Source organism: Rhizobium sp. BK181 (genome assembly GCF_014193305.1).
Lineage (GTDB): Bacteria > Pseudomonadota > Alphaproteobacteria > Rhizobiales > Rhizobiaceae > Rhizobium.
In genome coordinates this window covers 51,874-69,115 of record NZ_JACHZA010000008.1, presented here as the reverse complement: position 1 = coordinate 69,115, position 17,242 = coordinate 51,874, and the positions used below count along the sequence as shown (strand labels likewise).

Annotated in this window: 14 protein-coding genes; 9 read left to right on the top strand and 5 right to left on the bottom strand. The window is 60.5% G+C overall.

The genetic code is table 11. The annotated features are described in order from the left end of the window. The first annotated feature begins 1 nt into the window (after position 1). The 7 genes from FHT77_RS18885 (at position 2) to FHT77_RS18855 (ending at position 6,789) form a co-directional block, all read left to right on the top strand. The gene (locus FHT77_RS18885) at positions 2-2,923 is read left to right on the top strand and encodes a monovalent cation/H+ antiporter subunit A (RefSeq protein ID WP_183756565.1); all 2,922 of its coding nucleotides are present in this window, start codon (positions 2-4) and stop codon (positions 2,921-2,923) included. Beyond that, positions 2,923-3,261 (top strand): Na+/H+ antiporter subunit C, encoded by a 339-nt coding sequence (locus tag FHT77_RS18880; protein WP_183756454.1) that lies wholly within the window; start codon positions 2,923-2,925, stop codon positions 3,259-3,261. The genes FHT77_RS18885 and FHT77_RS18880 overlap by 1 nt, the downstream gene beginning before the upstream one ends. After that, complete coding sequence (locus tag FHT77_RS18875) at positions 3,258-4,892, top strand: monovalent cation/H+ antiporter subunit D (protein WP_183756453.1); 1,635 nt, start codon at positions 3,258-3,260, stop codon at positions 4,890-4,892. Before FHT77_RS18880 ends, FHT77_RS18875 begins: the two co-directional genes overlap by 4 nt. Continuing rightward, on the top strand, positions 4,892-5,365 hold the full coding sequence (locus FHT77_RS18870; protein ID WP_183756452.1) for a Na+/H+ antiporter subunit E: 474 nt from the start codon (positions 4,892-4,894) through the stop codon (positions 5,363-5,365). The genes FHT77_RS18875 and FHT77_RS18870 overlap by 1 nt, the downstream gene beginning before the upstream one ends. Beyond that, a complete protein-coding gene (locus FHT77_RS18865) occupies positions 5,362-5,643 on the top strand; it encodes a K+/H+ antiporter subunit F (protein ID WP_183756451.1) in 282 nt (93 codons plus the stop codon). The genes FHT77_RS18870 and FHT77_RS18865 overlap by 4 nt, the downstream gene beginning before the upstream one ends. Continuing rightward, the gene (mnhG, locus tag FHT77_RS18860; protein ID WP_183756450.1) at positions 5,640-6,005 is read left to right on the top strand and encodes a monovalent cation/H(+) antiporter subunit G; all 366 of its coding nucleotides are present in this window, start codon (positions 5,640-5,642) and stop codon (positions 6,003-6,005) included. The genes FHT77_RS18865 and mnhG overlap by 4 nt, the downstream gene beginning before the upstream one ends. A gap of 346 nt (positions 6,006-6,351) precedes the next feature. Further along, positions 6,352-6,789, top strand: a complete 438-nt coding sequence (locus FHT77_RS18855; protein ID WP_183756449.1) for a hypothetical protein — start codon at positions 6,352-6,354, stop codon at positions 6,787-6,789. 77 nt (positions 6,790-6,866) lie between these two features. On the opposite strand, the gene FHT77_RS18850 is transcribed toward FHT77_RS18855, so the two are convergent. Together FHT77_RS18850 and FHT77_RS18845 are read right to left on the bottom strand one after the other, a co-directional pair. Beyond that, positions 6,867-7,505 carry a hypothetical protein gene (locus tag FHT77_RS18850; RefSeq protein WP_183756448.1) on the bottom strand — a complete coding sequence of 213 codons (639 nt, stop codon included), beginning with the start codon at positions 7,503-7,505 and terminating at the stop codon, positions 6,867-6,869. 231 nt (positions 7,506-7,736) lie between these two features. Next, complete coding sequence (locus FHT77_RS18845; protein ID WP_183756447.1) at positions 7,737-9,275, bottom strand: cation:proton antiporter; 1,539 nt, start codon at positions 9,273-9,275, stop codon at positions 7,737-7,739. Positions 9,276-9,382: 107 nt separating this feature from the next. Here FHT77_RS18845 and FHT77_RS18840 point away from each other — a divergent pair, with 107 nt between their 5' ends. Both FHT77_RS18840 and FHT77_RS18835 read left to right on the top strand, forming a co-directional pair. Continuing rightward, a complete protein-coding gene (locus tag FHT77_RS18840) occupies positions 9,383-10,606 on the top strand; it encodes an NAD(P)/FAD-dependent oxidoreductase (protein WP_183756446.1) in 1,224 nt (407 codons plus the stop codon). A 130-nt stretch (positions 10,607-10,736) separates the two neighbouring features. Beyond that, a complete protein-coding gene (locus FHT77_RS18835) occupies positions 10,737-12,014 on the top strand; it encodes a DUF3422 family protein (protein WP_183756445.1) in 1,278 nt (425 codons plus the stop codon). Between the two features lie 106 nt (positions 12,015-12,120). Here the strand turns inward: FHT77_RS18835 and FHT77_RS18830 are convergent, their stop codons facing one another. Genes FHT77_RS18830 through FHT77_RS18820 form a run of 3 tightly spaced genes read right to left on the bottom strand, consistent with a single transcriptional unit; the run spans position 12,121 to position 16,959 of the window. Next, complete coding sequence (locus FHT77_RS18830; RefSeq protein WP_183756444.1) at positions 12,121-13,656, bottom strand: SpoVR family protein; 1,536 nt, start codon at positions 13,654-13,656, stop codon at positions 12,121-12,123. Positions 13,657-13,667: 11 nt separating this feature from the next. After that, complete coding sequence (locus FHT77_RS18825) at positions 13,668-14,984, bottom strand: YeaH/YhbH family protein (RefSeq protein WP_183756443.1); 1,317 nt, start codon at positions 14,982-14,984, stop codon at positions 13,668-13,670. Between the two features lie 25 nt (positions 14,985-15,009). Further along, positions 15,010-16,959 carry a PrkA family serine protein kinase gene (locus FHT77_RS18820; protein WP_183756442.1) on the bottom strand — a complete coding sequence of 650 codons (1,950 nt, stop codon included), beginning with the start codon at positions 16,957-16,959 and terminating at the stop codon, positions 15,010-15,012. Positions 16,960-17,242: the final 283 nt, after the last annotated feature.

The following is a 17,242-nucleotide window of genomic DNA, read 5'->3' as shown; positions in this document are numbered from 1 at the left end:
GATAACAGGCGGACCATATCTACTCGTTATCCTGCTCGTCCTGCCCTTCGCAGGAAGTCTCCTGTCCGTATGTCTGCTGAACACCACATCCCGCCGCCTTCCGGCCGGCCTTGCGGGGCTGGCGACACTTGCCGCACTTCTTCTGACCGCCAGCCTCTATCCGGCCGTGTCGGATGGCGGGGTTGTCAGGTACAGCGCTGCCTGGTTGCCCCAGCTTGGTCTCGACTTCTCGCTGCGCATGGATGGTTTCGCATGGATATTTTCCATGCTCGTGACCGCAATCGGGCTGCTCGTCGTCGTCTACGCACGCTACTACATGTCTGAGGCAGACCCGGTTCCGCGATTCTTCTCGTTCCTGCTCGCTTTCATGGGCGCAATGCTCGGCATCATCATCTCGGGAAACGTCATCCTGCTGTCGGTATTCTGGGAAATGACGAGCATCTTCTCGTTCCTCTTGATTAGCTACTGGCACAACAGTGCGGCCGCCCGCGACGGTGCCCGCATGGCGCTCACGGTGACGGGTATCGGTGGCTTCTGCCTGCTGATCGGCCTGCTTCTTCTTGGGCATATCGTTGGAAGCTACGACCTCGACAAAATCCTGGATTCGGGTGACCTCATCCGCGCCCATGCGCTCTACGTGCCAGCGCTCATCTTCGTTCTGCTCGGGGCGCTGACCAAGAGCGCGCAATTCCCCTTCCACTTCTGGCTACCGAACGCCATGGCGGCGCCAACGCCGGTATCCGCGTTCCTGCACTCGGCCACCATGGTTAAGGCAGGGGTCTTTTTACTTGCGCGCTTCTGGCCGGCATTGTCGGGGACCTTTGAGTGGTTCTGGATCGTCGGTGCCGCCGGCATGATAACACTTCTGCTCGGGGCTTACTTCGCGATGTTCCAGCAGGACATGAAAGGACTGCTCGCCTATTCGACCATTAGCCATCTCGGGCTGATCACCACCTTGCTCAGCCTTTCGAGCCCGCTGGCCACGGTCGCTGCGATCTTCCACATGCTGAACCACGCGACTTTCAAGGCCTCTCTCTTCATGGCAGCCGGCATCATCGACCACGAGACCGGCACGCGTGACATGCGAAGGCTGAGCGGTCTGTTTCGTTTCATGCCCTATACCGCGACCCTTGCCATCGTTGCGAGCGCGGCCATGGCCGGCGTTCCGCTGCTCAACGGATTTCTCTCCAAGGAAATGTTCTTTGCCGAGGCGGTCGAGACGCATGCGGACTCGATCCTCGATCGCATCCTGCCCTATGTCGCCACCGTCGCATCCGCATTCAGCGTCGCCTATTCGCTCCGCTTCATTCACAGCGTCTTCTTTGGTCCTCCTCCGGTCGACCTGCCGGTCAAGCATCCCCACGAGCCGCCGCGCTTCATGCGCTTTCCGATCGAACTGCTGGTCGTCCTTTGCCTGATTGTCGGCATCATTCCGGCGCTGTCGATCGGACCGTTTCTCAGGGCTGCGGTGATCGGCGTGCTTGGCAGCGATACTCCGGATTACAGCTTGGCCATCTGGCATGGCGTCAACCTGCCACTGATCATGAGCCTGATTGCGCTTGTCGGCGGGACGGCGATCTTTCTGACGCTGAAGGACTATTTCGCGCGCTGCGAGGACGGCCCCCCCTTGCTGCGACGCCTCAAGGGCCAGCGCATTTTCGAGCGTGCCCTGGTCGAGGTCTCATGGCACTGGGCCCGCATTGCCGAGCAGCGTCTCGGGACGCGCAAGCTGCAGCCCCAGCTCCGTTGGGTCGTGATCATGGGCTTTGCCGCCGGTCTCGTGCCTCTTTATCTCAGGGGTTTCGAAAGCCGCCCCTTTCAGAATTCCGGCGTTGACCCGGTGTTTGCCATCCTCTGGACAATTGGCATCTGCCTGGCGATCGGTACGGCCTATCTTGCCAAATACCATCGGCTGGCGGCGTTGATCATGCTCGGCGGTGTCGGTCTGATCGTCTGCACGACGTTCGTGTGGCTTTCGGCGCCCGATCTTGCGATTACCCAGCTTCTTGTCGAGATCGTCACCACCGTCCTCATTCTCCTTGGTCTGCGGTGGTTGCCGAAGCGCACGGAGGGAATTGGCGAGGCGATGACGCTGCGCGCCCGCTTCCGCCGCTTTCGGGATTTCGCTCTCGCCGTTGTCTGCGGGATCGCAATGTCGTTCATGGCCTATGCTGTCATGACCATGCCAGTCCCCGACGCGATCGCAAACTACTTCCTTGAAAACGCCTATTCCGAAGGAGGAGGTCGCAACGTCGTCAATGTCATTCTCGTCGATTTTCGCGGTTTCGACACGCTCGGCGAAATTGCCGTCCTCGGCGTCGTGGCGCTCACGGTCTATGCCTTGCTGCGCCGCTTCCGCCCCGCTGCCGACAGTATGGACATGCCGGAGCAGCAGCAAATCCAGAACCGGTTCGACGAGGAGCGGCCGGAGCGGTCGGCCGGGGATACTGTCCGGGACTACCTCTTGATCCCCTCCGTCATCATGCAGTGGATGTTTCCTGTCATCATTACCCTTTCCGTCTACATCTTCATGCGTGGTCATGATCTTCCAGGTGGCGGCTTCTCGGCCGGCCTGACCCTCTCGATCGCCTTCCTGCTGCAGTATCTTGCGGGCGGAACGCGCTGGGCTGAGGACCGTATTCGCATCCTGCCATTGCGCTGGATGGGCGCAGGGCTTTTGACGGCTGTTCTGACCGGTGCGGGCGCCTGGGTTCTCGGCTATCCGTTCCTGACCTCGCATTCGCGGTATATCGACCTGCCGCTGATCGGCAAGATCCCCGCCGCCTCGGCGCTTTTGTTCGACCTCGGCGTCTTCGGCCTGGTCGTTGGCTCGACGGTGCTCATTCTCGTCGCACTCGCCCACCAGTCCATCCGCATCAACCGCCTGCGCGCCATCGACGCTGCCAAATCGGAGGCGAGGTAATGGAACTTGTCCTGTCCATTGCGATCGGCGTGATGACCAGCTGCGGGATCTGGCTCATTCTGCGCCCTCGCACCTACCAGGTGATCGTCGGACTGTCGCTGCTGTCCTATGCCGTGAACCTGTTCATCTTCGGAGTGGGCGGTGTGAAGGCCAATGTCCCGCCCATCCTCGGGGATGACGTTGCGGCAGCCGCCCTTGCCGACCCGGTACCGCAGGCGCTCGTCCTCACGGCCATTGTCATTGGCTTTGCAACGACCGCGCTGTTTCTCGTCGTGCTGCTTGCCTCGCGGGGTCTGAGCGGAAATGATCATGTCGACGGGAGGAACGAGCCGCGATGACCGGCTTGATGCATCACCTCATCGTCGCGCCGATCCTGCTTCCGCTGGTCGCAAGTGCAATCCTGCTTCTGGTCGATGAGCGTCGCCGCACGACCAAGGCGATGATCAGCCTCGGCTCAACGCTCTTTCTGATCCTCGTTGCCCTTGTCTTGTTCCGGACCGAAATCGGGCAAGGCGACTTCGAAGGGGTCTACCTCGTCGGCAATTGGGCGGCCCCCTTTGGCATCGTGCTGGTGCTGGATGCACTGTCTGCGCTGATGCTGCTCCTGACCGCGCTTCTGGCGGTTTCGGCGCTGGTCTTTTCACTTGCCCGCTGGCATGCGGTGGGCGCCCACTTCCACAGCATGTTCCAACTCCTGCTGATGGGGGTCAACGGTGCCTTCCTCACAGGTGACCTCTTCAATCTGTTTGTATTTTTCGAGGTCATGCTGGCTGCATCCTATGGTCTCCTGCTGCATGGCTCGGGGCCGCTCAGGGTCAAGGCGGGGATGCACTACATCGCCGTCAACCTGGTTGCGGCGCTGCTCTTTCTGATCGGTGTCAGCCTCATCTACGGCACGGCGGGGACATTAAACATGGCAGATCTTGCTGCCCGCATTCCCGAGATCGAACCGGATCGCCGCATGCTGATGGAAGCCGGTGCCGGAATTCTCGGGATCGTGTTCCTGATCAAGGCCGGCATGTGGCCGCTCTGCTTCTGGCTGCCCACCGCCTATAGTGCCGCCTCCGCACCGGTTGCCGGAATTTTCGCCATTATGAGCAAGCTCGGCATCTATGTCATCCTGCGCCTGACGATGTTGCTGTTCAGTGTAGGGCCGTCGGCCAGCTTCGGAACTGTCGTGCTGCTTTATGGCGGGATGGCGACCCTCATCTTCGGGACCATTGGCGTGCTTGCCTCGCAGGCACTCGGGCGCCTGGCGGGATTTTTCGTGCTGGTGTCGTCGGGAACGCTTCTGATGGTCATCGGGATCAACGACGGTGCGATTTCCTCAGGCGCGCTGCTTTACCTCGTTAGCTCGACGCTGTCGATCAGCGCCTTTTTCATGCTGATAGAGCTTGTCGAACGCGGCCAGGACGCTGGCGCCAACGTGCTTGCGGTGACCATGGAAGCCTATGGGGATGCCGAGGACGACGAAGCCGCGGAAAGCGAAGGTGTCACGATGCCCGGCACCATGACGATCCTCGGGATCTGCTTTGCCGCATGTGCCGTGCTGCTTTCCGGCCTGCCTCCGCTGTCGGGATTTGTCGCTAAATTCGCGATGCTTTCGACGATGATGGGAGCAGGGGCGATCGGCGTGCCGCCGACAGCGGCGGTCTGGGCCCTGGCCGTTCTTGTGATCCTCTCCGGTGTCGCAGCGCTGATTTCCATGACGCGGGCCGGAATTCGCACCTTCTGGAGTTCGCTTGAGGGAACGGTTCCGCGCGTGCTGGTCATCGAGGTCGTGCCCGTCTTGTTCCTGCTTGCACTCACGCTTGCGCTCACGGTCCAGGCCGGTCCCGCGATGCAGTACATGGATGCCACCATCCGCAGCCTGAGCAGGCCGGGCCTCTATATCGATGCGGTAAGAGATGCGGTGAGACTTCCTGCCTACCGGGATGCAGCCACCGACGGCGATGAGGAGGGCAGATAGTGCTTCCGTATCCGATTCTCACCCTTTTTCTGGTGCTGATGTGGTTGCTGCTCAACGGGTTCAGCCTCGGTCAGCTCGTGCTTGGCATCCTCGTTGCCGTCTTTGCCTCCTGGGCCATGGCATCGTTGCGCACCGAGCGACCGGCCCTGGCGAAATGGTATCTTCTTCCGAAACTGTTCTTCCGGGTTGTTGTCGATATCGCGGAGTCCAATCTTTCGGTCTCATGGATCATCCTGCGACGCGGCCGGCGGCACGATCCCGGCTTTCTCAGCATCGAACTGGAAGTTCGCAACCCCTTTGCCCTGGCGTTGCTTGCGATCATCCTGACAAGCACGCCAGGGTCTGCATGGCTTGAATACGACTCCAATGACAACACGGTTCTCCTGCATGTCCTCGACATCCAGAACGAAGCGGTGTGGCGCAACACGATCAAGAACCGGTACGAGAAAATGCTTATGGAGATATTCGCATGAGTGCCATCATTGTGTTTACCGCGGTTTCGATTGCGCAGCTGATGCTGGTTGCGGCGATGGCGATTGCCTCGATCAGAATGTTCATCGGACCCCGTGCCCAGGACCGCATCATCGCCCTCGATACGTTCTACATCAATGCAATGCTTCTCTTGGTTACCTTCGGTGTCGGCACCGGCCGCGTGGTCTACTTCGAGGCAGCACTTGTCATCGGCATGCTTGGCTTCGTTGCCACCGTTGCCCTCGCCAAGTTCCTGATGCGCGGGGAGGTGATTGAATGATCTATGAAGCGACAGATCTTCCCCTTCCGGTCGCCATAGCGGTTGCGGTCTTCCTGCTGCTTGGTGCGACCCTTGCGCTGATCGGAGCAATCGGATTTCTGCGACTGCCGACCTTCTATGAGCGCATCCATGCGCCGACACTCGGCACGAGCTGGGGGATAGGCGGTATCATGCTCGGCTCGATGATCTTCTTTTCGGTCGGCTCCGAACGATTGGTCATTCACGAAATCCTCATCGGAATCTTTGTCACCGTGACGACGCCGGTGACCTTCATGCTGCTCGCGCGCGCCGCTCTCCACCGTGACCGGACGGAGAGGAATCCGGAGGTTCCCGGCAAGCAGACAGGCGAAGCCGAGGTTTGAAACTCTCTGGTCGGCCGCCCTACAGCCACTCGTCAGGCTATTTCGCCTCTATGGCGGGCAGAGATCTCGCGATAAAATCGACGTGGGCGGCATGGCAGTTCCAACACAGGCACGGACATCCCGATCGCCCGATGTGCATCTTCCGAAGGGAGAGCATCGACCCTTGCCGCGTGCCGCATCCAGCTGATCGCAGCGGCGGCCGGGCTGCGGACGATCAACTCTTCAGCTGCACCAACAAATCCTTGCGGGGCGATCTTGATTGGACCTCGTTGTCCCCTAGCTCCATAAAAAGGGGCGAAGAGTGCCTCGACGGGGCCGCGCAACTTTCAGCCGGATGGAGCCCACCATGAAACATCAAACATTGGAACAACTGCAGGCAATTGCGGGGATCGACCAGGCGTTTCCGCAACGGTTAATGTCTCGCAACGAACGTCTCACGCGCTGGGTTGAGCTCCTTGAGGCAAGCCCGCATCGGCGGCTGGCAACGCTCTATCAGACCGAGCATCAGCCCACGTCAATCCTGTCGCGCCTGCGTAGCGACAATTCGCCGATCTCGGTCGCGTTCGAGGATCCGATCCTGCGTACTTCTGGCCTTGAAGGGGATACCTATGGCGAGGCCAAGACCTTCTTCGGTCTGACCGACGGCGAATTGCATAACGTTCTGTGCTATTGCCATTTCGGCGCAACGGTCAGCGCTGCAACGGCGGCCCACTATGTCCGCGGAATCCTCGGCACGGAAAAGCCGACCCTGTTTGCGCGGCTACGGGCCCTGTTCATGTCCTGAGGGTGTCGACAGGGCACAGGAAAGAATCTGCCCGGCTTGCCGTCCGTCTGAACGACGGCCGGCCCGACGTGACGGGGTCAATCACCCTGGTCGCCGGACAAACCTGTCTGCTCCTGCAGGGTGCTGAGGCATTGATCGTTATGGGCAAAGCGGAAAATGCTGTAAACCGCCAGGCCAAGTTCATCGCTGCCTGATATGGTGACGCTCGCCGACTGTGCATTCTTGTACTTTGCGCTGAGATTATCCCATTGCTCAAAGACCTGCCGTTCCTGCGCCACCACGGCGTCCCGGAACATTCCGTCCTTGCCGTATTTGGACCTGGCAGCGTGATCAACCTTTTCGTCGGCCGGACCAAACTCGGACGCGAGCAGTGACGCGGCCTCCTTGTAGACCTGTCGCGTAGTGGTGCCGCGCTGGTCGTCATTGATATAGCGCGACACGGCAACGACATTGCATATCCCCATGCCTTGAACATAGGCGAGCACGTACTGGTCATAGAGGTCGCTCCCACCCGGCAGGCTGGAGCATGTATACTGACCCGTCGTATCGGCGCCGTCTCCGTAGATCGGCTTGCAGCCCAATGCCGATGGCAGCGAATCCTGCGCAACACCAAACGGCCTGAACGCCGGTGGCGCCGATTCAGTTGGCGAAATGGAGGCGGTAACGGTCGAGGCAGCAGCGAGGACCACGGACGTCAGAATATCGATCAAGGCCATCGAATCACTCCCGAGCAAGATCGGGCCATAGCACGCCAGCGCCCGACGCGAAGCAGACCCACGCTCAAAGCATGGGCGGGCATCACAATTTCCACAGCCTTTGGCTCCGCGCAGCGATTGTGAACCACTAAGGCCGCAGCAGCCAGATGGTTCCATCACAACATTGTGGGTGTATCGTTTTCCAAGCGGCTGCAGACGGCTGTGGAGGCTGGAGGACGCTCGGATGCGCCCTTAGCTTTCGGAGATCCGCCGCTCTTCGTCGGAGCCGGTGGCGAGCTGCTTCCAGTCCAGGTCCTCCTGCAGCTCGAGATATTGCCCTGGCCCAATTCGATCCGTGTCGCGCAGTTCCTCCAGCCGCTCGCGTTGCGCAAGCACTGCAAGCCGCGACAGGAATTGCCGTCGATCGACCTCGGACTTGCCCGGGTTGGCATCCCGCTCGCAATGTTCACGATATGCCTGGCGCAGTGCTTCTACCTCCGCGCCACTCTCGGTCGAAAGCCGGACGAGCGCAGCCTCGGCCAATGACTTTCGCGCCAAGAAAAGCTCCTCGCGTGCCTCTTCCTGTCGTCCGAGCTTCATAAGCCTGATCATCGGAGCCAGGGTCGCGCCCTGGATGATGAGCGTCGCCAGCACGACCGAAAAGGCTGTCAGCACGACGAGGTTTCGTTCGGGAAAATCGGCTGGCAGCGCAAAGGCCGTGGCAAGGGTCACGAGACCGCGCATGCCAGACCATCCGACAAGCAGGGTTTCGCCGGATGCGAAGGGTGCAAGACTGTGTCCGCGTCGATGACGAAATCCTACGATGGCGTGAAAGAGGAAGGCGACCGAAAGCCGCGCGCCAATCACCCCGGCGACGACGATCGCCGCAAACCGGAGTGCCCGGGCGAGTTCGGCAGCCGACATCGCCTCCACGATGCGACGCGCCTGCAAACCCATCAGCAGGAATGCGACGACGTTCAAAAGGAAGACAACGGTTGTCCAGACGGCGAAGGAATGAACGCGCATGCGTGGTGAATCATTGACCGTGGTGAGGACTGCAATGGTCATCGCCGACGATACAGTCGCCAGCACGGCTGACAGATGCAGCCTTTCGGCGATCAGCCAGGTTGCGAAGGCGTACACGAACTGAAGCAGCGTGCCGCCGACAGTATTGTCTGTGACAGGTCTTAACCCGGAGACGAGATAACCGAACAAAATGCCGAAGGCTATTCCGCCTGGAGCCGCAAGGCCAAGTCGCACCACGGTGCTCAAATCGATGCCACCGCGAGCCTGGACGGTCAGGGCCGCGCTGAACAGCAGAAGGGCGGTGGCGTCATTGAAGAGGCTCTCGCCCTTGAGCAGGGCGTCCACCCGCCGCGAGACCGGCAGATTGGACAGGACGGCAGTCGCGGCGGCGGCATCAGGCGGAGCAACGATTGCCCCAAGCGTGACGGCCACGGCAAGCGGCAGCCCGACAGTCCATGCGCTGATCGAGACCACGACACCTGTGGTGACCAGTACGGCGACCACGGCATAGACGAACAGCGGCAACGCCATCCGCCTGGCTGCGCCAAGCGGAAAATCATAAGCTGCGTCGACGAGGACAGGCGCGATGAACAGGGCAAGCGCCGTCGGCGGGTCGATCGGAATGACCGGGGCGCCTGGCAGCATCGCGACAGCGACGCCGGCGGCAGCGAGAATGCCGGGATAAGGCAGCTGCATTCGCCGCGTTACCTGCAAAAGCAAGATCGCGACCGCAAGCAGGGCGACGAGGGTTTCAAAGAACGTCATCGTTGAATAGTAGCAGGCTTTCGCGCGCGTTGAAGCGGGCGTAAATTCCCTGTAATGCTCGAAGCTCCGACTGCCGACATAATAGTGCAGCGGCGCGGAGCGCGAAGATGGATTACGACGTTGCGATTGTGGGTGCTGGCGCTGCGGGCATTGCGGCGGCGCGCCGGTTGGCGAAGGCCGGGCGTTCGGTGATGCTCATCGAAGCGAGCGACCGCGTCGGCGGCCGCGCCTGGACCATCGAACTGGCTCAGATGCCGCTCGACATGGGATGCGGCTGGCTGCACTCGGCCGAGCGTAATCCCTTGGTCAAACTCGCGCAGGCCAAAGGCTTCGAGATCGAAGCAGGCCCCACGGCCTGGCAAAGACAATGGCATGATCTCGGCTTTTCTGCCGAGGAGCAACAGGCCGCCGCGACCGCATGGTCGACCCTGCAGCAGCGCATGGAGACCGCTCCGCCGGCAAGTGACCGGGCCTCGGACCTTTTGCCGCCAGAGGGCGAATGGAACAATTATTGCCAGTCGGTGAGCGGCTACATGAATGGAGCTGCCCTCGACCGACTGTCGGTCGTCGATTTCCTTGCCTACGACAAGGCGTCGACCGATTCCAACTGGCGGGTGCGTAAGGGATACGGCAGCCTGATTGCATCAAGCCTTCCGGAGGTGGCACTCAGGCTGTCCTTGCCGGTTCGTCGCATCGCCTTGACCGGTCAGGGCGTCCGCCTGGACACCGATCATGGCGCTGTCAGTGCGCGCACGGCTGTTGTCACCGCCTCGACGAACATCCTGTCCAGGGGTGCAATCGCCTTCGACGCGGATGTAGACGACCACCTCCATGCCGCAGGCAAACTCCCCCTCGGCCTTGCCGACAAGCTGTTCTTCGAACTGCACGGCGACCACGGGCTTGAACCCGAGTCCCATCTCCTCGGCAATCCACATGCAAGCGAAACCGGCAGTTACTATATCCGGCCGCTTGGTCGACCGGTGATCGAGGGCTTCTTCGGTGGCACGGGCGCTGTCGCCATCGAGCGTGCCGGGCTGCTCGAGGCCTTTGCGTTTGCGATCGAGGAGTTGTCGGCGCAGCTCGGCGCCCATATCCGTCGCCATGTGCGGCCGCTTGCAGCAACATCATGGTGCCGGACCGACTGGGTGGGGGGCTCCTACAGCCATGCATTGCCGGGTGAGGCGAGCGCCCGCCTGACCCTGGCGAGGCCTGTGGCCGAGAGGTTATTCTTCGCTGGCGAGGCGACCCACCCCTTTGACTTTTCCACCGCACATGGAGCCTGGCAGAGCGGCGAGAGGGCAGCCGATGAGGTGATCGAGCGGCTTGCCTGAGCCTCGGGTGCCGTCCCGGTGTGGCAAACGGTCGCTGCGTCCAATGCCGCTGGACAGGGGCCGGGCGAGCTGATTGCATGCCGGCGGCTCGGGGCCAAGGGGACGGATCATGGACACGGGGAATGGATGCATGACGCAAGGAAGCTTTGGCTTTCCGCCTGCGGACATTCGGGCACGCTCGCTCGGGGAACTTCACGCGCGGCCCTATGCGCTCGTGCCGGCGTCGCGCGTCATATTCCAGCTCGCTTTCCTGACGGAAAGCGCCGGTGACAACGATCACGAGACGCTTGCAGATCTTTCCCGGTCAAGCGGGGTTGCGCCACCCGCCCGCGAAACGAGCCATCATGCCATCACCTGGGGGCCGGGGACGCTCCGCTGGGAGCGGCATACGGAATTTTCGACCTATTTCTGGGACTGTCCAGCACCGGACAGGTTTGGCCAGACGATCGCCGTGCATCCCTTCGGCGCAAGCTTTTCGCCACCGGGGCCATTCATCTCCGGTATCAGGCTGGAAATCCGGCCCGATACGCCTGGGACGGAGCAGGAAAAATCGGTCTTCGACCCGACCAGCCTGTGCCGGAGCGAACTGAAGAATGGCCAGGCCGCGATCCTCACCGATTTTCGTCAGGACGGAGACGGTCTGACGAAAATTCTGGTCATCGATCGCGGCATGTCCGACGGCGCCCGGGGCGCGCTTGTCCAGCGCCTTCTCGATATCGAGACCTACCGTACCCTTGCGATGATGGGCCTGCCACTGGCGCAATCGCTCTCGCCCGAAATTCGCCAGATCGAATCCGGCCTGACGGCGATTACCCAGCGCATGAAGCTGCATGCGCGCGACGAAGCGGACCAGATGTTGTCCGAGATTACACGCCTGGCCGCCGAGCTGGAGGCGAATGCGGCACTCAGCCTCTACCGGTTCGGAGCCAGCCGCGCCTATTACGACATTGTTCAGGAGCGTATCCGGGCATTGGCGGAGACGGCGATGCCCGGCAGCGAGACGCTCGGCGCCTTCCTCGAGCGTCGGCTTGCGCCGGCAATGCGGACCTGCCAATCGGTGGAGGAACGGCAGGCGAACCTGTCGCGCAAGCTGGCGCGCGCGACAGCCCTGCTGCGGAGCTGGATCGATGTCGAGCTGGAACGCATCAACACGACGGTGCTCAATTCGATGGACCGTCGTGCGCAACTGCAGCTGCGGCTGCAGCAGACCGTTGAAGGCCTGTCCGTTGCCGCGATCTCCTACTATGTCGTCGGGCTGCTCGGCTATCTGGCGAAGGGCGCGCACAATATCGGCCTCGACGTCTCCCCGGAAACGCTGACCGGCCTGTCCGTTCCCCTCGTCGTCGCCGGCATGTGGCTTGTTGTGCGCAGCATCAGGCGCAGGCATGCCGAAGAGGATAGGCATTGATGTGCTTTCCCAGGCAGCCGGAGCGATATGCGATTGGGCTTGCGGGAGACAAAGGCAATGGCCCGACTTGCGGCAATCCGCTTTGGGGCGCCAATTCCTTCCCGGTTCAGGCGGTCGAGCACTCGTAAAGGACTGCCCCCGTCGAGCCATCGACACCCTGTAGGCTTACATCGTAGCCCCATAGGTGGCGGATGTGAGCCAGGGTGGCATCACGGTTGCTTTCTTCGAGAAGGATGCCGTTTCTGACATTGTGCTGCAGCCTGAGCTGCCTGTCACCGAGCAGGTCGACATCAACCACCTGGATATCGGGCTGTCTTGCGCCGACGTCATAGCTGCGCGCAAGCGACGACCGGATTGCCGCATAGCCTCGTTCGTTATGGATCGAAGATACCTCGCAAAAATTGTCGGTGGCGCGATCGCTCAGCACGAACAGCCGGAATTTTCGCATCATGGCCGGGCTCAGATACTGCAGGACAAAGGACTCGTCGCGGTGATTTGCCCAGGCATCCAGAAGCGTTGCCTGCCAGTCACCATTGCCGGCAAAGGACGGAAACCAGTCGCGATCCTCCTGCGTCGGGTCCATGCAGATGCGCTGGATGTCCTGCATCATCGCAAAGCCAAGCGCATATGGGTTTATTCCTGGGAAGCGGGGATCATCAAAGGCGGGTTGGAAGACCACGTTGGAATGACTTGCCAGGAGCTCCAGCATCACGCCTTCGCTGATCCGGCCCTGATCGAAGAGGCGGTTTATGATCGTGTAGTGCACAAAGGTGGCGCAGCCCTCGTTCATCACCTTGGTCTGGCGCTGCGGGTAGAAATATTGCGCAATCACCCGCACGATCCGGAGGATTTCACGCTGCCAGGGCTCGAGGATGAGACTGTTCTTTTCCAGGAAGTAGAGCAGGTTCTCCTCGGGAAGGTTGAGAACCTTCTTGCGCTCGGACGCATCGCGTTCGGCATCCTCCGGATTGCGGCTCTCTGTTGCGAGCGGCAGTGTTCGCCACAGGTCACTATAGGTCTGTTCCTCGTATTCCAGTCGTTCGCGGGCACGCTCCCTGACTTTTTCGGATGAAAGGCGCGGCGGCCGCCGGTAGCGGAAGACGCCCTGGTCCATCAAGGCGTGTGCCGAGTCCAGGACTGCCTCGACGGCATTCGTCCCGTGCCGCTCCTCGCATTTGGAAACGTATTTCTTGGCAAACTCCATGTAGCTCAGGATCGCGCCGGCATCGGTCCACTGCCGGAACAGGTAATTGTTCTTGAAGAAATGATTATGGCCGAATGCGGCATGGGCGGTCACCAGCGCCTGCATGGCCATGGTGTTTTCTTCCATCAGATAGGTGATGCACGGATTGGAATTGATCACCAGTTCGTAGGCAAGTCCGCGCCGGCCCTTGCGATAGAGATTGTCCTCGAAGATGAAGCGCTTGCCAAACGACCAGTGCTGGTACATCAACGGCATACCGACCGAAGAGTAGGCATCCAGCATCTGTTCCGACGAAATGATTTCCAGTTGGTTGGGATAGACATCCAGCCCCATCTCGTCGAGCGCCACGGTTTCGATGGCGTCGTAGGCACGTGAAAGGGTCGCGAAATTCCAGTCGGAACCGTCAAACAGCAGGCCTGGGCTCGAGCGTCTCGCCATTCGGTCTTCCCTTACTTGCGCGTGCGCACGGCAGGCTGCCGGGTAAAGAGCTTGCGAAAAACCGGATAGATGTCGGCCGGCTTGGAAATACGGGTCATCTGGAAGTTGGGGATCGCGCCGTCGACGGTGCGGTAGGCACGCCACAGCGAGGTGCCGTTGTCTGTGGCTCCAAATATTTCCGTTTCGCGCTCATCAATGATTTCGACATAGGCGTAGTACTGGCAAAGGCGCATCAGATGGTTGCGGAGAAGCTCCGCGCAGCGTTCCGAATCGCCGCTGATATTGTCGCCGTCGGAGGCCTGGGCGGCATAGATATTCCAGAGATTGGCGGGATATCGCTCCTCGATCACCCGAAGCATTTCCTCGAGCGCGGTCGAAACAACAGTGCCACCGCTCTGCTTGCTGTAGAAGAACGTTTCCTCGTCGACCTCATGGGCCTCATCGGTGTGACGGATGAAGACGATGTCGATCCGCTCGTACCGGCGCGTGAGAAACAGATGCAGCAGCACGAAGAAGCGCTTGGCCAGATCCTTCTCGCGCTCGCCCATCGATGCCGATACGTCCATCAGGCAGAACATCACGGCGCTGGCATTGGGCAGCGGCTGGCGTTCGAAGCGGTTGAAGCGAATATCGACGGGATCGACATAAGAAATGCGCCGTCGCCGCCGTTCCAACTGCTCCAGTTCCTCGCGCAGCGCCTGCAGGCGCCGCCGGTCCGCGGCAGATCGCTCCTCCATCGCCTCCAGCACGGCGATCTCGTCCGCAACTGCCTTCACGGTCGCCTCGCTCGGGCGTTGCAGCGCTATTCGGCGGCCGAAACTGTTTCGCATCGTGCGCCCGACATTGATGTTTGTGGGCGTACCAGCGGTGCTGAAGCCGACACGGTGCGGCTTGTAGGTAACCGTTTCCTTCAGATTGAGCTTTACCATGTCAGGAAGCTCGAGATCCTCGAAGAAGAGGTCGAGGACTTCGTTGCGCGACAGGATGAACTGGAAATCATCCTCGCTCTCGCCGCGACCAGCGCCGCGATCTCCGCCTCCGCCACCTCCTTGTGGTCGCGACAGCTTGTCACCTGCCATGTATTCCCGATTGCCGGGGAGGATGTACTCCCGGTCGCCGCTGCCGCTGCTTGGCTGGAATGTCGGCTCGCCCGCGCCACGCTTGGGCATGGGAACGCCGTGGGCGGCGTCCACATCGGCGATCTTGTCCGATTTTACCTGCTCCTTGATAGCCCGCTTCAATTCCTCCCGGGCTCGGTTCAGGAAACGCTGTCGGTTGCCAAGGCTCTTGTCCTTCGGATTGAGCCGGCGGTCGATGAAATTCGGCATCTGCCAATCCCCCGGTTCGGCATTGTCAACCGGCCTTGTTGACCCGCATGTACCAATCAACGAGCCGCCGGACCTGGCGGACGGTGTAGCCTCGCTGAGTCATGCGCTGGACAAATTCGGCGTGCTGCTTTTCAGTCGAACTGTCCTTCTTGGAGCCGAAGCTGATGACAGGCAGTAGATCCTCGACCTGACCGAACATCCGCTTCTCGATTACCTCGCGAAGCTTTTCATAGCTGGTCCAGGAGGGGTTCCGGCCGCTGTTCCTGGCGCGGGCGCGCAAGGTAAACTTGACGACCTCGTTGCGGAAGTCCTTGGGGTTGGCGATGCCGGCCGGCTTTTCGATCTGCGACAATTCGCTGTCGAGAATTTCCCGATTGAGAATCTGACCGGTGTCGTAGTCCTTGAAGTCCTGGTCCTCCAGCCACGCGTCGGCATAGGAAATATAGCGGTCAAAGAGGTTCTGGCCGTACTCGCTGTAGGATTCCAGGTAGGCCTTCTGGATTTCATGGCCGATGAATTCCGCGTAGCGCGCGGCGAGTTCCGACTTGATGAAGTCGAGGTAGCGCGCCTCCGTTTCCTTCGGGAACTGCTCCCGCCGGATCGCCTGCTCCATGATGTACATCAGATGCACCGGATCGGCTGCCACCTCCTTTGTGTCGTAGTTGAAGGTCTCCGAGAGGACCTTGAACGCGAAGCGGGTGCTGATGCCGGTCATGCCTTCATCAACGCCCGCCGCATCGCGATATTCCTGGACGGACTTTGCCTTCGGATCCGTATCCTTCAGATTCTCGCCGTCATAGACGCGCATCTTCGTGTAGAGCGGAGAATTCTCATGCACGTGAAGGCGTGTTGCGACGGTGAAGCGGCTGAGGTTCTCGAGGACTTCGGGAGCACAGGGGCTGTTTGCCAGTTCGCTCTCGCGAAGAAGCTTTTCGTAGATCTGCCGTTCCTCGGTGACCCGGAGGCAATAGGGAACCTTGACCACAAGGATACGGTCGAGAAATGCCTCGTTATTCTTATTGTTCTTGAACTGCAGCCACTCGGATTCGTTTGAGTGGGCGACGACGATGCCCTGGAAGGGGAAGGCGCCGAAGTTCTCGGTCCCGTTGTAGCTGCCTTCCTGGGTCGCAGTCAGCAGCGGGTGCAGGACCTTGATCGGTGCCTTGAACATTTCGACGAACTCGAGAAGCCCCTGAGTCGTCCTGTTCAGCCCGCCGCTGTAGGAATAGGCGTCCGGGTCGGCCTGGCTGAAGTTTTCGAGTTGTCGGATGTCGACCTTGCCGACCAGGGCCGAGACGTCCTGGTTGTTTTCGTCACCCGGTTCGGTCTTTGCAATTGCGATCTGGCGCAACCGGGATGGCGTCAGCTTGACGACGCTGAATTTCGAAATATCGCCGCCGATCTCGTCAAGCCGCTTGGTTGCCCAGGGCGAAATCAGCCCGGTGAGGCGGCGCCTGGAAATGCCGTACTTGTCTTCGAGAAGGCCGGCCATGCGGTCCGGGTGGAAGAGCCCAAGGGGGGACTCGAAGATCGGGCTTACCTTGCCATTGACCGCCAGCGTATAGATTGGCCGCTGTTCCATCAGCCTTTTCAGGCGTTCGGCCAGCGATGACTTGCCGCCGCCGACGGGTCCGAGCAAATAGAGGATCTGCTTGCGTTCCTCGAGGCCCTGGGCAGCGTATCTGAAGTAGCCGACGATCCGCTCGATCGTATCTTCCATGCCATAAAAGTCGGCAAATGTGGGGTAGATCTTCAGAGTCCGGTTGGCAAAGATGCGGCCCATGCGTTCGTCGGCACTGGTATCGATCAGCGTCGGTTCACCGATCGCCTCGACCATGCGCTCTTGCGCCGTTGCGTAGAGACTTTTGTCGTCGCGGCACGCTAGCAGATATTCCTGCAGGCTAAATTCTTCCTGCGCAGCACTTGTGTAAATTTCCGAAAAAAGATCAAAGACGTCGCTTTCACCCTTTTGCATGATGCTCTCCCGCGGCCGGCTGGTTAAAACGGGATAGCAGCCCTGTCGGCCCGCTCATCACTATAACGGCGCTGCGTAGTATTTGTTCCTTCAAATACTTACAGGAATTCGGATTTGGCTCGTAAGGGCCATACAGCATCATATCGTCTCCATTCTAGCGCTGGAATTGCGACTCAAATGTTGAGCAGTGCTGATGACAATATGCCACGAAAGCCATCCAATCTCCATGGCAAAGGTCATCACGCTGCCGCGACGACCATTGTATTTTCGACCGCTGCAATTC